Annotated in this window: 14 protein-coding genes; 6 read left to right on the top strand and 8 right to left on the bottom strand. The window is 62.1% G+C overall.

Annotation, left to right across the window (positions count from 1 at the left end; genetic code table 11):
* Window positions 1-883 precede the first annotated feature (883 nt).
* On the top strand, window positions 884-2,509 hold the full coding sequence (locus K1X80_RS06630; protein WP_057959558.1) for a glucan biosynthesis protein D: 1,626 nt from the start codon (window positions 884-886) through the stop codon (window positions 2,507-2,509).
* A 49-nt stretch (window positions 2,510-2,558) separates the two neighbouring features.
* On the opposite strand, the gene K1X80_RS06625 is transcribed toward K1X80_RS06630, so the two are convergent.
* Window positions 2,559-2,744: a hypothetical protein gene (locus K1X80_RS06625; RefSeq protein WP_057959557.1), complete on the bottom strand. Its 186-nt coding sequence runs from the start codon at window positions 2,742-2,744 to the stop codon at window positions 2,559-2,561.
* 253 nt (window positions 2,745-2,997) lie between these two features.
* Here K1X80_RS06625 and K1X80_RS06620 point away from each other — a divergent pair, with 253 nt between their 5' ends.
* Together K1X80_RS06620 and K1X80_RS06615 are read left to right on the top strand one after the other, a co-directional pair.
* Window positions 2,998-3,594, top strand: a complete 597-nt coding sequence (locus K1X80_RS06620; RefSeq protein ID WP_057959556.1) for a TetR/AcrR family transcriptional regulator — start codon at window positions 2,998-3,000, stop codon at window positions 3,592-3,594.
* A gap of 2 nt (window positions 3,595-3,596) precedes the next feature.
* Complete coding sequence (locus K1X80_RS06615) at window positions 3,597-4,778, top strand: DUF418 domain-containing protein (RefSeq protein ID WP_057959555.1); 1,182 nt, start codon at window positions 3,597-3,599, stop codon at window positions 4,776-4,778.
* Between the two features lie 28 nt (window positions 4,779-4,806).
* On the opposite strand, the gene K1X80_RS06610 is transcribed toward K1X80_RS06615, so the two are convergent.
* The 3 genes from K1X80_RS06610 to K1X80_RS06600 all read right to left on the bottom strand — a co-directional run bounded on the left by K1X80_RS06610 (window position 4,807) and on the right by K1X80_RS06600 (window position 8,588).
* The gene (locus K1X80_RS06610) at window positions 4,807-5,916 is read right to left on the bottom strand and encodes an NADH:flavin oxidoreductase/NADH oxidase (RefSeq protein WP_220172744.1); all 1,110 of its coding nucleotides are present in this window, start codon (window positions 5,914-5,916) and stop codon (window positions 4,807-4,809) included.
* A 170-nt stretch (window positions 5,917-6,086) separates the two neighbouring features.
* Window positions 6,087-7,796, bottom strand: coding sequence for a single-stranded-DNA-specific exonuclease RecJ (gene recJ, locus K1X80_RS06605; protein WP_115127502.1), 1,710 nt, complete (start codon window positions 7,794-7,796; stop codon window positions 6,087-6,089).
* A gap of 249 nt (window positions 7,797-8,045) precedes the next feature.
* Window positions 8,046-8,588 (bottom strand): YaeQ family protein, encoded by a 543-nt coding sequence (locus K1X80_RS06600; protein WP_169990604.1) that lies wholly within the window; start codon window positions 8,586-8,588, stop codon window positions 8,046-8,048.
* Between the two features lie 147 nt (window positions 8,589-8,735).
* On the opposite strand from K1X80_RS06600, the gene K1X80_RS06595 reads away from it, so the two are divergent.
* Both K1X80_RS06595 and K1X80_RS06590 read left to right on the top strand, forming a co-directional pair.
* Window positions 8,736-9,935 carry a CaiB/BaiF CoA-transferase family protein gene (locus K1X80_RS06595; protein ID WP_057444507.1) on the top strand — a complete coding sequence of 400 codons (1,200 nt, stop codon included), beginning with the start codon at window positions 8,736-8,738 and terminating at the stop codon, window positions 9,933-9,935.
* A 25-nt stretch (window positions 9,936-9,960) separates the two neighbouring features.
* Complete coding sequence (locus tag K1X80_RS06590; protein ID WP_057959552.1) at window positions 9,961-10,845, top strand: TIGR02285 family protein; 885 nt, start codon at window positions 9,961-9,963, stop codon at window positions 10,843-10,845.
* A 170-nt stretch (window positions 10,846-11,015) separates the two neighbouring features.
* Here K1X80_RS06590 and K1X80_RS06585 read toward each other — a convergent pair whose 3' ends face one another.
* Entirely contained in the window at window positions 11,016-11,300 is a 285-nt protein-coding gene (locus K1X80_RS06585; protein ID WP_057438042.1) for a DUF3509 domain-containing protein, read from the bottom strand.
* Window positions 11,301-11,570: 270 nt separating this feature from the next.
* On the opposite strand from K1X80_RS06585, the gene K1X80_RS06580 reads away from it, so the two are divergent.
* Complete coding sequence (locus K1X80_RS06580) at window positions 11,571-12,233, top strand: response regulator transcription factor (protein ID WP_057959551.1); 663 nt, start codon at window positions 11,571-11,573, stop codon at window positions 12,231-12,233.
* Between the two features lie 28 nt (window positions 12,234-12,261).
* On the opposite strand, the gene K1X80_RS06575 is transcribed toward K1X80_RS06580, so the two are convergent.
* From K1X80_RS06575 to thrC, 3 genes are all read right to left on the bottom strand, one after another.
* Complete coding sequence (locus K1X80_RS06575; protein ID WP_128593887.1) at window positions 12,262-13,491, bottom strand: EAL domain-containing protein; 1,230 nt, start codon at window positions 13,489-13,491, stop codon at window positions 12,262-12,264.
* A 72-nt stretch (window positions 13,492-13,563) separates the two neighbouring features.
* The gene (locus K1X80_RS06570; RefSeq protein WP_220172743.1) at window positions 13,564-17,187 is read right to left on the bottom strand and encodes an ATP-binding protein; all 3,624 of its coding nucleotides are present in this window, start codon (window positions 17,185-17,187) and stop codon (window positions 13,564-13,566) included.
* 123 nt (window positions 17,188-17,310) lie between these two features.
* Complete coding sequence (thrC, locus tag K1X80_RS06565) at window positions 17,311-18,720, bottom strand: threonine synthase (protein ID WP_057959549.1); 1,410 nt, start codon at window positions 18,718-18,720, stop codon at window positions 17,311-17,313.
* Window positions 18,721-18,767 lie beyond the last annotated feature (47 nt).

The following is an 18,767-nucleotide window of genomic DNA, read 5'->3' as shown; positions in this document are numbered from 1 at the left end:
TCGGTGTGCCCGTCATCCGACATTAATTTGGGGGGCCGCCGCGATGGGCCATCCATGGCCCAGCGCGGCTAAACCGGCGTCCTGCCGGTTTACCCCCCAAATCAATATCGGATGACGGCCAGCGTGGTTTAACGGGGCGCCTCAGATCAAAATCACAAGCAAAGCGAGGCGGCCTGACAGCCGACCTGATCGTCGAGGCGTGCGCGTGTACCTGTGGGAGCTGGCTTGTCGGGTCGCCGCATCGCTGCGATGGCGGTGTATCAGTCGATAAATGTATTGGCTGAGACTCCGTCATCGCAGGCAAGCCAGCTCCCACAGGGGGAATGCAGCTTCGCGCTCTGGCTTTGCTGTTGCTCTGCTTTTGATCTTGATCTTAGGCGCCCCGTTAAACCACGATGGCCGCAGGCAGGTATTGCGCAGTGGGCACCCCGGCATGGATGCCGGGGTAGCCGCGACACGGCCATGGATGGCCGATCGCGGCGGGCCCACGGAGCAATGCCTGACTGCGGGCACACCGAGCCTAGGCGAGGTGCCGAGTGGTGGGGCAAGAGCCCTTTTGGTTACTTTTGGGGCTCTTTTCCAAAAGTGACCCGCCGTTGGGCGGAACCAATAGCCGCCGTGACCGCAGCAATGGATATGTACACCGACCCAAAACCATCGCAGGCAAGCCGCCCCCTACAGGATCCCCCCGGCTGACACGTCTTGTTTCATATGCAACGCCATCATCCCGCTATCAATCAATTTTCCTTCCCCACCGAACCCCTTAAGCTATTCAGCATCTGTTTAATGTCCGTTGCGTTTGGCCGAAGGCATGTCCGAACCGTAATTTCTGATCCAGCACGCGCCAGGAACGGCACGGGATTGCTCACCACAGGTTGTATTTATGCACCGCAGGAATTTGCTCAAAGCGTCCATGGCCATCGCGGCCTACACCGGGCTGTCAGCCAGTGGTCTGCTGGCCGCCCAGGCCTGGGCCGGGAATCGTGCAGCCGATGGCGACGCCAAGGCGTTCGACTTCGACTGGCTCAAGCTGCAGGCCAAGCAACTGGCTGGTAAGCAGTATCAGAACACCCGCCAGGTGCTGCCGCCGACCCTGGCGACCATGACCCCGCAGAATTTCAATGCCATCGGCTACGACGGTAATCATTCGCTGTGGAAAGACCTCAAAGGCCAGCTGGACGTGCAGTTTTTCCACGTCGGCATGGGTTTCAAGACCCCGGTGCGCATGCACAGTGTCGACCCCAAGACCCGCCAGGCGCGGGAGGTGCATTTCCGTCCGTCGCTGTTCAATTATGAAAAAACCACGGTCGATACCAAGCAGCTCAAAGGCGACTTGGGTTTTTCCGGCTTCAAGCTGTTCAAGGCCCCGGAACTGGACCGCCACGACGTGGTGTCTTTCCTTGGCGCCAGCTATTTCCGTGCGGTGGATAACACCGGCCAGTACGGTCTTTCGGCACGCGGCCTGGCCATCGACACCTACGCCAATAAACGCGAAGAGTTCCCCGATTTCACCCAGTTCTGGTTCGAGACGCCGGACAAGGACAGCACCCGTTTCGTGGTCTACGCCCTGCTCGACTCCCCGAGCGCCACCGGTGCCTATCGTTTTGATATCGACTGCCAGGCCACCCAGGTGGTGATGGCCATCGACGCCCATATCAATGCGCGCACGGCAATCCAGCAAATGGGCATCGCGCCGATGACCAGCATGTTCAGTTGCGGCACCCATGAGCGGCGCATGTGCGACACCATCCACCCGCAGATCCACGACTCCGATCGCCTGGCGATGTGGCGCGGCAACGGCGAGTGGATCTGCCGCCCGCTGAACAACCCGGCCACTCTGCAGTTCAATGCCTTCGCCGATAAAGACCCGAAAGGTTTCGGCCTGGTGCAGACCGACCATGAGTTCGCCAGTTACCAGGACACCGTCGACTGGTACAGCAAGCGCCCAAGCCTGTGGGTGGAGCCGACCACCGCGTGGGGCGAAGGCTCTGTCGATCTGCTGGAAATTCCTACGACCGGCGAGACCATGGACAACATCGTCGCCTTCTGGACCCCGAAAAAACCGGTGGCCGCCGGCGACTCCCTGACCTTTGGCTACAAGCTCTACTGGAGCGCCCTGCCCCCGGTCAGCACACCGTTGGCACAAGTCAACGCTACCCGCTCCGGCATGGGCGGCTTCACCGAAGGCTGGGCGCCGGGTGAGCATTACCCACCGGTCTGGGCCCGCCGTTTTGCCGTGGACTTCAAGGGCGGTGGCCTCGACCGCCTGCCCGCAGGCACCGGGATCGAGCCTGTGGTCACCTGCTCCCATGGCGAAGTGAAAGACTTCAGCGTGCTGGTGCTCGACGACATCAAGGGCTACCGCATTCTCTTCGACTGGTACCCGACCAGCGACAGCGTTGCGCCGGTGGAGATGCGCCTGTTCATCCGCACCAATGACCGGACCTTGAGTGAAACCTGGTTGTACCAGTACTTCCCGCCCGCACCGGACAAGCGCAAGTACAGCTGATGCCCAACGTTCCCACGCTCATTGCGGCGTGGGAACGCCCCCACCCGGTTCAAAAACGCGAAATACTCCTCATCGCACCAATCAAATAACGCATTGCAATTTGATCGTTTTCGGTCAAGGCACGGTACTGCTCTAGCAACTGCGCCTCGTCCGAGCTCAACCGGCGGCCATGCAACGACAACTTGCGGCTGAAAAAAAGCACCAGAACCCCTGCGACACCAATGGACTTGACCATGGACTGTTTCTCCGTGTGATAAACAACAACTCCCGATGCCCATAACCCTATCCGCGAAGTGCAATGCCTCAGCGCGTAAACAGACTGACTTCCTGGGCCAGAAGCCGTCTTACTTCAAGCGTAGAAACTATCCTGGCGCTTGTGAGATTTTTTTAGAGTATTCACTTAAATAATGATCTCGAAGCAAAAAGCTTGCAGATAATTCTTACGCCTTATAAATTGAGTGACCACTCAATTAATGAATGAGACAGGCATGCGCACCCCTGACCCCCAGCAACGCGAAAGCAAACGCATGGCCCTGCTGGATGCCGCGTCCCAGTGTTTTGCCGAGGCCGGTTTTGTCGCCACGCGCACCGCTGATATCTGTGCCCGGGCCGGTATGAGCGCGGGCAATTTGTTCCACTATTTCGCCAGCAAGCACGAGGTGCTGCTGGCGCTGGTGGCCCGTGAAGGTGCACAGATCCAACAGGCCATGGCGCCGTTGGCCAAGGCGGCTGATCCGATGGCGCAGTTATTGGCTTTCCTCGATCAGGTCTGCCAATTGGCCTGCGACCGCCACTACGCCGGCCTGGCGCTGGAGATCTCGGCCCTGGGCCATCGTGACGAAGCCGTGGCGCGCCTGGTGAAGGCCAATGACCGCACCTTGCGTGACGGCCTGGAAGCCCTGGTACGGGCGGCTGACCAGGCCGGGCAATTGCACACCGCGCTGAGCGTGCCCGAAGCAGCCAACTGGCTGGCGGCCTTGATCGATGGCATGTTCGCCCGGGTGGCGGCCGACCCGGACTTTCACCCCGAGCAGCAGACCACGGTCCTGCGGGGCCTGGTGGTTCACCTACTGCAGGGGCGTTGAGCATGCCAGCCACGGCCAACGCGCGCTTGGTCCAGGTCGATGCGCTGCGCGGGTTTGCCTTGTTCGGCATTCTCAGCGTCAATATCTGGGCCTTTGCCGATCCCTACTACGCTTCGACCTCCAGCAACCCGACCTACGCCAGCGTGCTCGATCACGGGGTGCGGCTGCTGGTGGCGTGGTTGTTCGAGACCAAGTTCTACCTGCTGTTTTCCTTTCTGTTTGGCTACAGCTTCACCCTGCAAATGGCCGCCGCCGAACGTGCCGAAGCAGCATTCGTCCCACGCATGCTGCGCCGGCAACTGGCCCTGTTGATACTCGGCCTGGCCCATGGCGCGCTCTTGTATTACGGCGAGATTCTCTCGACTTATGCCCTGTTGGGCCTGGTGCTGCTGGCCGCCCGCAACCTGTCAGCGGCCCGCGCCCGGCGGTGGGCTATCGGTCTGGTGGTGGTCGCTTGTTCATTGTGGATGGTGCTGGGTGTCTTACAGGGCCTGGAAGGGCAATGGATCGGCACTGGCCATGGCGAGGCCCAGGCAAAACTCGCGGCATTTTCCGCCGGAGCCCTGCAGACCGTGCAATTTCACAGCCGGGAAGTATGGGCCACGGTGCCTGCGTTATGGCTATTGCAAGGGCCCAGCGCCCTGGCGATGTTCCTGTTCGGTTACGCCGCCGGGCGCCAGCAGTGGCTGGCCTCTTCACAGGCCTGGGCACCCCGTACCCGGCGTCTGCTGCTAACGACCGCCCCACTGGGCCTGCTCGGTGCGCTGGTCTACGCCCTGACCGCCGCTTACAGACCAGGCGGCGGCCTGGAAACCTTTGCCTTCGGCCTCGGCCAACTGACAGCACCGCTGCTGACTGCCGCCTATTGCCTAGTGATGCTGGCGCTGTTCAACACCGCCACTGGCGCAAGGCTGTGTGCGTGCCTGGCGCCGCTGGGCAAGATGGCCTTGAGCAATTACCTCATGCAATCCATGGTCCTCGGGCTGTTATTCACCGGCTACGGCGCGGGCTGGGTCAATCAGGTCGAGCCCTGGTTGCTGCTCCCCATGGCGGCTGCGATTTTTATCCTGCAAATGGGGTTGAGCGCGCACTGGCTACGCCGCCATCCCTATGGGCCATTCGAGTGGTTGTTGCGGGCCGCGACGTTGCTGGCCTGGCCACAGTGGCGACGTGAGGCCCGCTGACCCGGCGGGTCAGCGGCGGCTGGAGGGGTTACTTGTTGCGCAAATCCGACTCATGGATCGGCTGGTCGCGGTGGGTAGCCCGCTGGTACTGCGCCGGCCAGGTCGCCTTGCGGCCGCCCAGGTCGTCATCGGCGTGCAGCGGCCAGTACGGATCACGCAGCAGTTCCCGGGCCAGGAAGATGATATCGGCCTGGCAGGTGCGCAGAATATGCTCGGCCTGGGCCGGTTCGGTAATCATCCCGACCGTGCCGGTGGCCATACCGGATTCCTTGCGCACGCGCTCGGCAAAGCGCGTTTGATAGCCGGGGCCGATAGGGATTTCGGCATTGGCGGCGGTACCACCGGAGGACACGTCGATCAGGTCCACGCCCAGGTCTTTCAGGCGGCGCGCCAGTTCCACGGTTTCGTCCGGGTTCCAGCCGTCTTCCACCCAGTCGGTGGCCGAGACGCGCACAAACAGCGGCAGCTCTTGCGGCCACACCTCACGCACCGCTTCGGTGACTTGCAGCACCAGGCGGATGCGGTTTTCAAAGGAACCGCCATATTGATCCTGGCGCTGATTGCTCAGAGGCGAAAGAAATTGATGCAGCAGATAACCATGGGCCGCATGGATTTCCACCACTTCGAAACCGGCGGTCAGGGCACGCTTGGCGGCCGCCACAAAGTCGCTGATCACCTGCTGGATTTGCCCCTCATCGAGCTGCCGGGGGGCGGTGTGCTGAGGGTCGAAGGCTATCGGCGAAGGGCCAACAGGCACCCAGCCACCGTCTTCGGGCTTGACGCTGCCATGCTTGCCGATCCACGGCCGATGGGTGCTGGCCTTGCGCCCGGCGTGGGCCAGTTGAATGCCCGCCACCGCGCCCTGGGCGCTGATAAAGCGTGTGATGCGACGCAGCGGCTCAATCTGGGCATCGCTCCACAGGCCCAGGTCCTGGGCGGTGATGCGGCCATCGGCAGTAACGGCGGTAGCTTCGCTGAAAATCAGCCCGGCGCCGCCAACGGCGCGGCTGCCCAGGTGCACCAGGTGCCAGTCGTTGGCCAGGCCATCGACGGCGGAGTACTGGCACATCGGCGATACGGCAATGCGGTTGAGCAGGGTCAATTGGCGCAGGGTATAGGGTTCAAGCAACAGACTCATGGGGCACCTCTTCTCGTATCCGGTGGGCATTGGCTCCAGGGTTCTGTCTGACCGGTACGCGTGACGAGAAGATGAAAGGCCCGTCCCCTTCGGGCTAAAAAACAGACAAGGTCACAAGACCAATCACACAGTGCTTAGAGACTAGTCGACAACCGGGGATTGCACAGGGTTCAGCGCGGTTCGATGTGGGCAATCATCAATTGCACGGTTTCCTGGCCGCGGAACTCATTGACGTCGAGCTTGTAGGCCAACTCCACCCAGCGAATGGTCGGGTTCGGCCACACCTCGCGGTCGATGCCAAAGGCAATGCCATCGAGCTTCACTGCGCCGCACTCACTCTTGAGCACTACCTTGAGGTGCCGCTCGCCCACCACACGCTGCTCCACCAGTTGAAACACCCCATGAAACAACGGCTCGGGAAAGTGCTGGCCCCAGGGCCCGGCGTTGCGCAGGGCACGGGCCAGTTCCAGGTGGAACTCTTCCACCGCCAGGGTGCCATCGGACAACAGGCGCCCCGTCAGGTCTTCTTCACGCAGTTGCCGGCGCACTTCGGCGTCGAAGGCTTCGGCGAACAACGGGAAGTTGGCTTCAGGCAAGGTCAGGCCCGCCGCCATGGCGTGGCCGCCGTACTTGGCGATCAGGTTCGGGTGCTGGCTGGCCACCACTGCCAGGGCATCACGGATATGAAAGCCCGGCACCGAACGCCCGGAGCCCTTGAGCAGGCCATCACCGGCATCGGCAAAGGCAATGGTCGGGCGGAAATAGCGCTCTTTCATACGCGAGGCGAGGATCCCGATCACACCCTGGTGCCATTCCGGGTCGAACAGGCACAGGCCAAATGGCATCGACTCCACCGGCAAGTCCTTGAGCTGGGCCAGGGCCTCGCGCTGCATGCCCTGCTCGATGGCTTTGCGGTCCTGGTTCATGCCGTCCAACTGCGCGGCCATTTCCCGGGCCTGGGCGAAGTCGCTAGTGAGCAGGCATTCGATGCCCAGGCTCATGTCATCCAGGCGCCCGGCCGCATTCAGCCGTGGGCCGAGGATAAAACCCAGGTCGGTAGAGGTGATGCGTGCGTGGTCGCGCTTGGCCACTTCCAGGATCGCCTTGATCCCCGGCCGCGCACGCCCGGCGCGGATCCGCTCCAGCCCTTGATGGACCAGGATGCGGTTGTTGGCATCCAGCGGCACCACGTCGGCCACGCTGCCCAGGGCCACCAGATCGAGCAACTCGCCGATATTGGGCTGCGGCTGCTTGTCGTACCAGCCCAGGCTGCGCAGGCGCGCACGCAGGGCCATCAGCACGTAGAAAATCACCCCGACGCCCGCCAGGGCCTTGCTGGGGAACCCGCAACCGGGCTGGTTCGGGTTGACGATGGCATCGGCCGCCGGCAGTTCATCGCCGGGCAAGTGGTGGTCGGTGACCAGCACCTTGAGACCCGCCGCCTTCGCCGCCGCCACACCCTCGACACTGGAGATGCCGTTGTCCACGGTAATCAGCAAGTGCGGCTCGCGCTGCAAGGCCACGGCGACGATTTCCGGGGTCAGGCCATAGCCGTATTCGAAGCGGTTGGGCACCAGGTAATCCACATGGGCCGCCCCGAGCAGGCGCAGGCCGAGGGTGCCCACGGTGCTGGCGGTGGCGCCATCGGCGTCGAAGTCGCCGACGATCAGGATGCGCTGGCGCTGCTCCAGGGCCGTCACCAGCAAATCCACGGCAGCCTCAATCCCTTTGAGCTGCTGATAGGGAATCAGCCGCGCCAGGCTTTTATCCAGCTCATCCTGCGAGGTCACGCCACGGGCGGCGTAGAGACGAGTCAGCAACGGTGGCAATTCACCGAGGAACGGCAGGACAGCGGGCAATGGGCGGGGATCGATGCGCATGGGGTGATGGGGGCTTCTGTGCAATACAACGGTTAAAAAACACTATGAGTAACGACAAACATCAAATGTGGGAGCGGGCTTGTGTGGGAGCGGGCTTGCTCGCGAAAGCAGTGGGTCAGTCAACATCAATGCTTGCTGGGCCGACGTCTTCGCGAGCAAGCCCGCTCCCACATTTGATCTTCGCTGCTTTGAAGATTGCCTTCGCTTAACTGGGCAAGCCAGCTCCCACACAAACCCGTCCTGACAGGATCAGCCGCGTTCGCCGACCAGCCACTGCAGTTGCACTTCGTGCTGGCCGCGGTCATCGGTGACGAAGATCGTGCCTTCGCTGATCATCACATCCCACTTGATCACCCGGGGCATGTCCTTGGCCAGGGTTTCCAGGATTTCCTGGGGCACGGCGGCGATATGCACGTTTTTCAGGTTGTTGCCCACCGGCACCACCTTGCCTTCCCACACCCGCAGGCTGCCGTAGGCCAGCAGGCTGGTACGTTCGGTACGGCGCGAACACCAGGTCAGGCGGTCGGCATCGGGCTGGCCGACTTCGATCCAGTGCAAAACCCGATCATCCAGGCTTTTTTCCCACAGGGCTGGTTCGTCTACATCTGACAGTCCGCGACCAAACGACAACTGCTCGTTGTACCAAAGGGCGTAGGCCAGCAAACGCACGGTCATGCGTTCTTCGGTTTCCGAGGGGTGACGGGCGATGGTTTGCTTGACGCTCTCGTACACCGAACGATCGAGGTCGGTCAGGTTGAGTTCAAACTTGTAGGTCGTGGACGGCTGGGCCATGAACGGACTTCTAGAGACAGGGAAAGGCGGCCAGTCTAACCGATGGCGGGGTCATTCAACGAATCCTGCGCTGCATCATCCTTATCCCTGCAGCACTCGCCTATGTTAAAAGGCAATACATACCTTCCTGCGTTAGTAAGGATCCTCATGTCGTTTACCGCCAAACCGCTCGCCGGCCTGAAAGTCATCGAACTGGGCACCCTGATCGCCGGTCCGTTCGCCTCGCGCATCTGCGCCGAGTTCGGTGCCCAAGTGATCAAGGTCGAATCCCCCGACGGCGGCGACCCGCTGCGCAAATGGCGCAAGCTGTATGAAGGCACGTCGCTGTGGTGGTTTGTCCAGGCACGCAATAAACAGTCCCTGACCCTCAACCTCAAGCATCCCGAGGGGCTGGCGATCCTCAAGCAGTTGCTGGCAGACGCCGACATCCTGATCGAGAATTTCCGCCCCGGCGTCCTGGAAAAACTCGGCCTGAGCTGGGACACCCTGCACGCCCTCAACCCCAAGCTGGTAATGGTACGGCTCTCGGGCTTTGGCCAGACCGGGCCGATGAAGGATCAACCGGGCTTCGGCGCGGTCGGTGAATCCATGGGTGGCCTGCGCTACATCACCGGCTTCGAAGACCGCCCGCCGGTGCGCACCGGGATTTCCATCGGCGACTCCATCGCCGCGCTGTGGGCGGTGATTGGCGCGCTCATGGCCCTGCGCCATCGCGAGGTCAACGGCGGCCTCGGTCAAGTGGTGGATGTGGCGCTGTATGAAGCGATCTTCGCGATGATGGAAAGCATGATCCCCGAGTTCGATGTGTTCGGGTTTATCCGCGAGCGCACCGGCAACATCATGCCGGGCATTACCCCGTCATCAATCCATACCACCGCCGATGGCAAGCATGTGCAGATTGGCGCCAATGGCGATGCAATCTTCAAGCGCTTCATGCTGACCATTGGCCGTGAAGACCTGGCCAATGACCCACAACTGGCCAGCAATGATGGCCGCGATAGCCGGCGCGACGAGCTGTACGGCGTAATCGACCGCTGGGTCAACAGCTTGCCACTGGCCCAGGTGGTGGAGCAGCTGAACCAGGCCGAAGTGCCTGCCAGCCGGATTTACAGCGCCGAAGATATGCTGGGCGACCCGCAATACCTCGCCCGGGAAATGTTCCTCAAGGCCCAGTTGCCCGACGGCAAGGATTTCAAGATGCCCGGCATCGTGCCCAAGCTCTCGGACACCCCAGGCAGTTGCGAGTGGGTCGGGCCAGAGCTGGGCGAACACAATGCCGTGGTTCTGCAATCCCTGGGCTACGACAGCGACGCCGTGGCCCGTTTGCGTAAGGATGGCGCGATCTGATGCCCCGTGGAGCACTCTCAAGATAATGGCCGGCCGTTTTATCAGGGCGTTGCGGCGCCTATGGCTCATCGCCCCGCTGCTGGGGATGCTGCCGCTCTCGAGCCAGGCACAGGACACCCTGACCTGGCTGGTGCGTGACCTGCCACCGATGACCATTTTCGATGGCCCGCAAAAGGGCCAGGGCAGCGTCGATAAACTGCTGCCGCTGTTGATCGAGCGCCTGCCGCAGTATCGCCACCAGATCCTGCACGTCAATCGCGCCCGAGGCCTGCAAATGCTCAACACGCCCTCCTTCACCTGCGATCCATCGTTGGTATGGACCCCCGTGCGGGCCAGGAACATTGTGTTTTCCGCACCGGCGTTCGCCGTACTGAGCAATGGCATTGCGATTCGCCGCAACCAGCAGGACGCCCTGGCAAGCTATGTGGTGGATGGCCAGTTCGATCTGGTGAGGTTCCTCGATGTGCAGCAGATGCGTCTTGGAATCGTCGCCGAGCGTAGCTACGGACCTGGGGTGGACGAACAGTTGAATCACGCCGATCCGCTCAAGCTGACCCCCCATTACGGTAACGATGCACTGGGCAGCTTGCTGCAGATGCAGCGTCTGGGGCGGCTGGAAGCCGTGTTGGGCTACTGGACGGAAATCCGATACCAGGCAGCGCAACAGGGTATTGATCCGCAAGACCTGGTGTTCTATCCGATCAAGGGCACGGCGCGCTATCAGCGGATTCATATCGGTTGCTCGGACACCCCGATGGGGCGCGAGGCCATTAGCCATATCAATCGCGAGTTGCAGAATATTCCCCAGGAGACGTTGCGCCAGACCTACGCCAACGGGCTGGACCCGCTGATGCGCGAGCGGTACCTCAAGGACAACCCGAGGTTTTTCAGCGAAACGCCGCTGCCCTGATAAATCCCGGGCAAAAAGAAACCCCGAGCAGTGGGGAGACAACTCGGGGTTAAACGTGGCCTACAAAGACCAGTACAACAAGCTACAAGCACCGGAGCACAATGCTTGATCCTGCTGTTACATGGTCTGACTGGCCTTCCTGTAGGAAGGTTCCGAAGATAAAAATTTCTTCACGCCTGGACGCTGATGCGCGTCTGGGCGGCATTGCGCAAGGCCGCGATTACCGAAGGTTCCAGGCGCCCTTCGGCGATTTTCAGGTCGCGGAGCAGGCAGTCCACCACGTCCACCAAGGCGCGCTTGTCGGTCAATTGCGCACGATCCACTTCGCGTTCGACCACGATTGCGCCCGTGGGGCTCTTCACTGTCACCAGGCTCTCGCCGTGTACACCCGAGGTAGTCAGCGTGACCTGATAAGGGCTCAGCGCTTCACCGAGCAATAGGCTGATACTTTCCATCTCGATCACCACTCAATCATGAGAAAAATAAATAACCAGTGTAGGCGCGAGCATGCTCGCGAAAAACCTGAGAGCGCCGCGTTCGTTCAGGATGCCCTACATTATCGTTGACGTTTTTCGCGAGCAAGCTCGCGCCTACAGATAAGTGACCTACGCCAAAAGCACAAAGTTCGCCTTTGAGCTGAGCTTATCGAGCATGCATGGCCAATATGACAGAGAGAAAACAGCCGCCGACAGGCTAGAATCCCCTGATTATTGCCGGAGTCCGCCGTGAGAGACGCGTCTGAACAGCCCTTGCGTATTGTCATCGCCGACGATCATCCGATTTTCCTGATCGGTTTGCGGGCAGTGCTGGAGCGCGACGAGCAGGTGCGCATCGTCGGTGAGGCCACCTCGCCCCAGGCCCTGGCCGCCCTGCTGCAACGCTGCCCCTGCGATGTACTGGTCACCGATTTCATGATGCCCGCCGAACCCCAGGCCGACGGCCTGCGCCTGATCGAACACCTGCGCCGGCATTACCCGGACCTGCCGATTGTGGTGGTGACCATGCTCAACAACGCCGGCCTGTTCCACTCGATCCTGGAACTGGGGGTCATGGGTCTGTTGAGCAAGGCCAGCCTGGCCGACGAGTTGCCCGAAGCCATCGACAAGGTGCGCCAGCAGCGGCCCTATGTGGCCCGCACCATTGAACAGGCGCTCGCCCTAGCCGGTGCAGTGGGGGCTGATCGCCTGCACTCGCAGCACCAGTTGTCACCCCGGGAACTGGAGGTGATCCGCCTGCTGGCAGGTGGCAAGACGGTGGGCGAGATTGCCGCGCACCTCAATCGCAGCAAGCAGACCGTCAGCGCGCAGAAAGTCAGTGCCATGCGCAAGCTGGGGTTGATCAGCGATGCCGCGTTGTTCATCTATGTGCAGGAACACGGGTTGGCCTAGGTTTGTGCAGCGGCCGGCTTGCCGGCTCCTACAAGGCAATCGCCGTAGATTTCGCCAGCCAGTGTTGCAGCGCCTGGGCACTCATCGGATGAGCGATCAGGCAACCCTGCAGCCAGGCCGGCCCCAGCGCGCGCACCGCGTCACGGTCGGCGGGGGTTTCAATTCCGGTCACGACCACGCCAACCCCCAGGTGCTGGGCCATGCTCATGGCCCCGGCGACCACCGCACACTTGCGTTCGTCACCCGCCATCCCGCTGGCAAACGCCGGGGGAATCTTCAGCTCGGTGAACGGCAGCTCCAGCAACCGCTGCAGGCTGGTACCGCCGATGCCGAAATCGCCAATGGACAACTTGCAACCGATCATCCGCAGGCGCAGCAAACCGGTGACATGGGCGCTGTCGGTCTTCAGGCGCGAGGTTTCCACCAGTTCCAGGGTGAGGTTGCGCGCCGGGACGGCAAAGCGCTGCAGCAGGCCTTGCAGCGTGAGCGCGAAGTGTTCCTGATCCAGCAACCGCCCGGGAATGTTGACTGACACCGGCAGTTCCAGGCCCGTGTCCCGGGTCACCTGGGCGCATAGGCGCAACACCTGGTCCAGCACGTACCAGGTAAAGGCCTGCTCCAGGCCGGCCAACTCCAGCAGCGGCAGAAACTCGCTGGGCATCAACTGGCCATGCTCCGGGTCTTGCCAGCGCGCCAACGCCTCCACGCCTTGCAGATCACCGGCCTGGCTGACGATGGGTTGGTAGCAGACACGGGCGTAACGCTCAAAGGCGGCCTCGCCGACCTCAGCGCAAAGTTTCTCGGTCGCGAATTCACTCACTCCCAGCATCTGGTGCACACGCTCCCAGGACAGCGCTTGCGGGCTCGGCCGCAAGCGTTGCCGGCAGGCATCGAGCATCTGCCCGATGGAAGTGGCGGAAGCCGGCTTGGGCATGCACCCCAATACGTTCAACCCCGCATGACGCGCCATGCTCGCCACGCCTTCCAGTACATCCGGTTCGGCGTCGCTCAACAGGACCAGGACCTGGGCCTGGCTGTGCTCAGCCATTTCGCGGATCAGCCCCAGTGAGTCGCCATGCTCCAGGTACAGATCGCAGATGGCGATATCCACCGGCCCCTTGCTCGCCAGCGACTGGCGGGCGACCTCGACGCTGTCGGCCGTAAGCACGTTGAACACGCCGTTGGCGTTGAGCATCTGGTGCAGGGCCATCAGCTGGAACGGGTGATCTTCGAGAATCAGGACTTTGAGTGAGCGCATGGAAAACTCTGGGGCTGCGTGCAGGATGGCCCACATTAGCCAAAACCCGGACGCGACCACATAGGACGCGTCCTATTCTTGCTCCAGATAAGGCTGAATCTCCTCTCGCAGTGCCAGCAATGCCTGCGACAAGGCTTGCCAGCGCACTGGCAGCTCAGCGTCGCGGTGTTCCCGCGCACTGCTTTCAAGGGCGATGCAGGCCTTGGCCAGCGGCAGCGCATCCACCAGGCAACAAATGCCCTTGAGGCGATGCAGGCTGGCCCGCACCTGCACCAGGTCGTGCTCGGCCATGGCGTTGCCCAACAGATGGTGCTCGTGCTCCAAATTGTTCGCCAACTCCTGCAACATGCTTTGCAGAATCGGCCCGTCGGCCTGGGTCATCTTGCGCAGGGCCTGCAGGTCGAAGGCCGGCACCGCCGTGACCCGGGCCAGCACCCGCGCCCACTGCTCCAGGGTCACCGGCTTGACCAGCAGCACATCCATACCCGCCTGCTGGTCGCGCTGGCTTTCGTCCTCCTGGGCCGCAGCGGTGCAGCCAATCAACGCGCAGCGCGGGCGCTGCTCCTGGGTTTCGATCTGGCGAATAGCCTCGGCCAGGGCATAACCGGACATGCCCGGCATATGACAATCAGTCACCAGCACGTCGAACGCCTCGCTGCGCCAACGCTGCAATGCGGCCTCGGCACTATTGAGGGCCACCACCTGGTGCCCGAGGAATTGCAACTGCTGGACCAGCACCAAGCGGTTGGCCGGCAGGTCGTCGACAATCAGCACCGACAGCACCCGGCCCGCAGCCAGCACCGGCGCGGCGGCCACCGGCGCCGGCAGGTCGTCACTGCCGACCCGGTCCAGGCGCAGGTCGATACACACGGTGGTGCCTTCGCCCAGGGTGCTGCGCAGGGTGATTTGCCCGCCCATCAGGTCCACCAGTTGCTGGCAGATACTCAAACCCAGCCCGGTGCCGCCATGTTCGGCGGCCGTCAGCGGGCTGCCCTGGATAAACGGCCGGAACACTCGTGCCTGCTGTTCGACGCTGATGCCGGGGCCAGTATCTTCGACGCACAGGTGCAAGTATTCGTGACCCTCACCATCCACCTGGCAGGCGACACGCATACGCACATCTCCGCTTTGCGTGAACTTCAGCGCATTGCCCAAAAGGTTATGCATGACCTGGCGCAGGCGCAGCGGGTCGAACCAGTAAAAGCCTTGGGCCTGGGGATCGAACGCCAGGGTCAGGTGCAGGCCCTTTTTCTGCGCAGTGGCTTCAAACAGGCGCTGGATACCTTCGAAGAAACCTTTCAGGTCAGTGGTCTGTGGCGCCAATTGCAGATGGCCGGCTTCGATCTTCGCCAGATCAAGGCTATCTCCCATCAGGGCAATCAACTCCCGTGCCGAGCGATGGGCCACCTGCAACGCCTCGGAAACAGGGGCGCCCGAGGCCAGGGCGCGCTCCTGTTCCAGCTCCAGCAGGCCGATAATCGCCGTCATCGGCGTACGAATCTCATGACTGAGGTTCGACACAAAGGCACTCTTGGCGTAGTTCGCTTCATCGGCAGCGCGACGCGCGTCCATCAGTTGGGTTTCCAGGACCTTGCGCTCGTTGATATCGACCCAGCCCCCGAGCAAACCCCGCAACTGGCCCTCGGCATCGTAAAACGGCACGGTCCATTGATAGACATGGGCGATACCGCCGTTGAACTCCAGTTGGCGGTCGATAAACAACGATTGCTGCGTCTCCAGTTGCTCCATGTGCCCCACATGCAGGCGCAAGGCGGTGGCGGCCGGCAAAATTCCACTCTCCGGCAGGGTCAGGCCCTGGATCAGTTCAAGCCGGGTGGCCAACTGCTGTTCATAGCTTTTGTTGCAGGTGACCAAACGGCCAGCGAGGTCACGCACAAACACCGGGTTGGGCATGCCATCGAGCAGGGCGCGCTTGAACGCCAGTTGGTCATTGAGCCGTCGCTCGGCCTCCACACGCTGGCGAATCTGACGCTTGAGCCGGCTGTTCCAGACCAGAGATACCAGCACAAACAGCAACGCCGTGGCGACCGTCCAATAGGCCCATGGCGGCACACGCTGCCAGGCGGGCACCGGGACCGCCACCGCGCCCATCCAGCGCAGGCGCAACGCGCTCAGTTCGGCTACCGGCAAGGCTTCCAGGGCCTTGTTCAAAATACTCAGCAGCTCGGGATGGTCCTTGCGCACTGCCAGGTTGTCACTGGACCACTTGCCATCGACACTGCGACCGACCCGCAACTCATCGTTCGGATAACTCTGCACCTCGACTTCACTCTGGATGGTCGCAGCCGCTTCTCCCCGGGCTACCAGAGCGCGGGCCTCGGTGTAGTTGGCCACCGAGCGCAGGCGGATCTGCGGGTATTCACGCCGGATGTCGCCTTCGAGCACATGCCGCGCCGGCAGCGCCAACACCTCGCCCGAAAGCTGGCTGAGGCTGGTCAGCGGTGGCGTATCAAGACGCTCGACAAACACCCAGCCGGCACCGCCAAAGCCGTGGCTGAAATCCAGAAACCGCCGGCGTTCGGTGCTTTCCACCAGGGTAGTGCTCATATCCGCACTGCCCTTTTCCAGGATAGCCAGGGTCTGCGCGGTGGAAAACACTTCCTCCATGACGAACTGCAAACCGGTCATGCGCGACAGGCGATTGAGCAGATCGACATTCAGCCCGACCCAGCGCCCGTCCTTGTCTTTGAACACATAGGGCGAGTATTGCTGGGACGCCACCACCACATGGGGATGCTGCAGCACCCAGGCCTGCTCGGCGGCCGACAGGGGAATACGCTCACCGACGACGTCCACCCCCAGCCCGGTGGTCCAACGGGCCAGGATCTCACGGCGCACCGAGTCATCAATGCTCTGCAACGCCCGGTCCATCATCTTGCCCAGCAACGGATCGGCCTGGCGCGTGGCGAAGGCAAAACCAATCGGCGCCAGGCGGCTTTGCTCCTTGATCTGCATGCTCAGGTAAGGACGCAGGGACTTGTAGGCGCGCACGATCACTTCATTGCCGATAAACGCATCCACATCACCCTGCTCCAGGGCTTCGAGGCCGCTATAGAGATTGGGCGCCAGCATGATGTGGCTTTGCGGGTAGGCGGCATGCACGTTCTTGACGTTGGCGTAGCCATCGAGCAACACCACCTTCTTGTCCTGGAGTGCGTCGTTTGGCGTGGCGTCGGCACCGCGCGTCACCACCACCGAACGGTCGGGCATATAGTCCGCCGTAAAGGCCAGGCCGGGCACGTCACGTTCATAGCCGTTGGCGCTGGTGAGGATATCGATAGCCCCGCTGCGCAACGCCTCCACGGCCTGGGCCCGCTCGGCGAAGCCCATCACCTGCATCGACACGCCGAGTCGCGCCCCCACCAGGCTCAAGTAGTCGGCACTGATGCCCTGGTAGCGATTGCGATCGCGGGTGATGTCGATGGGTTGGTAGTCATCAATGGAAATCCCCACCCTCAGGGTTCGGTGTTGCGCCAGCCACTGGCGCTCGGCGGGTGCCAGGGGGATGGGCGCCAGGGTGATAAACGCCGGCACCAGATTGAACGGCAGGCTGACGGCGGCCAGGCTTGCAGGCAGGTGGCCGAGCAGCAGCGCGCTCAGTAGGCACAGGTGCCATCGGGTCGTGAACCGCACCGTAGGGGTTTCCTTGTGGGTTATTTTTGGTTCGGTGGACATATCCGTTGCAGGGGTAACGGGGCGCCCCGGATCAAAAACAGGGTGCGATACCCGCCAAGAAAAACGGCGCTTCCCCATCTCTGGACAAGCGCCGTTTGCCTTATTCGTGCAGCCTTTCAGAACTCAGAGCGGCTTACCACGATTGCCATGCTGGCTGACGAACGCCTGAATAGCCTTCAGGTCATTAGGCAATACCGTGCAACGCTCTTCCCGCTCAAACAGGTCAGCCAGGTGCGGCGGCAGTTCCAGAGCCTTGCCGACACCGGCCTTCTGCACCGCCTCAGGGAATTTCACCGGGTGGGCCGTGCCGAGGATCACCATCGGGATGTCCAGGCTGCGCCGGCATTCGCGCGCGGCCTTGACGCCAATGGCGGTGTGCGGGTCCAGCAGCTCGCCGGTCTGGGCATAGACTTCAGCGATGGTCTCGCAGGTCTGGGCATCGTCCACGGCCAGGGAGTCGAACAGCTTGCGGGTTTCGGTCCAGCGCTCCTGATCGACGCTGAAACCACCACCCTGCTTGAAGCTGTCCATCAGGCCGGCCAGGGCCGCGCCGTTACGACCGTGCATGTCGAACAGCAGGCGTTCGAAGTTCGACGAGACCATGATGTCCATCGACGGCGACAGGGTCGCGTGCAGGGTTTCCTTGACGTACTGGTTGCCGCTCATGAAGCGGTGCAGGATGTCGTTGCGGTTGGTGGCGACGATCAACTGGTTGATCGGCAGGCCCATGTTGCGTGCCAGGTAACCGGCGAAGATATCGCCAAAGTTGCCGGTCGGCACCGAGAACGACACCGAACGTGCCGGCCCGCCCAGCTGCAGCGAGGCGTGGAAGTAGTAGACGATCTGGGCCATGATCCGCGCCCAGTTGATCGAGTTCACCGCAACCAGACGCGTGCCTTTGAGGAAGCTCTGGTCAGCAAAGCTGGCCTTGACCATTTCCTGGCAGTCGTCGAAGTTGCCTTCGACCGCGATATTGTGGATGTTCTCGCCGAAGATGGTCGTCATCTGCCGGCGCTGCACCTCCGATACGCGGTTGTGCGGGTGCAGGATGAAGATGTCGACGTTTTCGCAGTGCTTGCAGCCTTCGATGGCCGCCGAGCCGGTATCACCGGAGGTGGCACCGATGATCACCACGCGCTCGCCGCGTTTCTCCAGCACGTAATCCAGCAGGCGACCGAGCAGTTGCAGGGCGAAATCCTTGAACGCCAGGGTCGGGCCGTGGAACAGCTCCAGCACCCATTCGTTGCCGTTCAGCTGACGCAGCGGGGCGATGGCGTTGTGCGAGAACACGCCGTAGGTTTCTTCGAGGATCTTCTTGAAATCGGCATCGGGGATGCTGCCGGTAACGAACGGGCGCATGACCCGGAACGCCAGCTCGTGGTACGGCAGGCCAGCCCAGGAGGCGATTTCTTCCTGGGTGAAGCGTGGCAGGTTTTCCGGCACGTACAGGCCACCGTCAGTGGCGAGGCCTGCGAGCAGGACGTCTTCGAAATTCAGGGCCGGTGCCTGGCCGCGGGTGCTGATGTAACGCATGACTGGCTCCTCTACAACATTCTTGAACAGAGGCCGCCGAACCTGCG

Origin of the sequence: Pseudomonas sp. So3.2b, assembly GCF_019464415.1 — a bacterium.
GTDB classification, from domain to species: domain Bacteria; phylum Pseudomonadota; class Gammaproteobacteria; order Pseudomonadales; family Pseudomonadaceae; genus Aquipseudomonas; species Aquipseudomonas shahriarae.
Note: the sequence above shows the minus strand (reverse complement) of the source record. Positions and strands in the feature narration are given on the sequence as shown.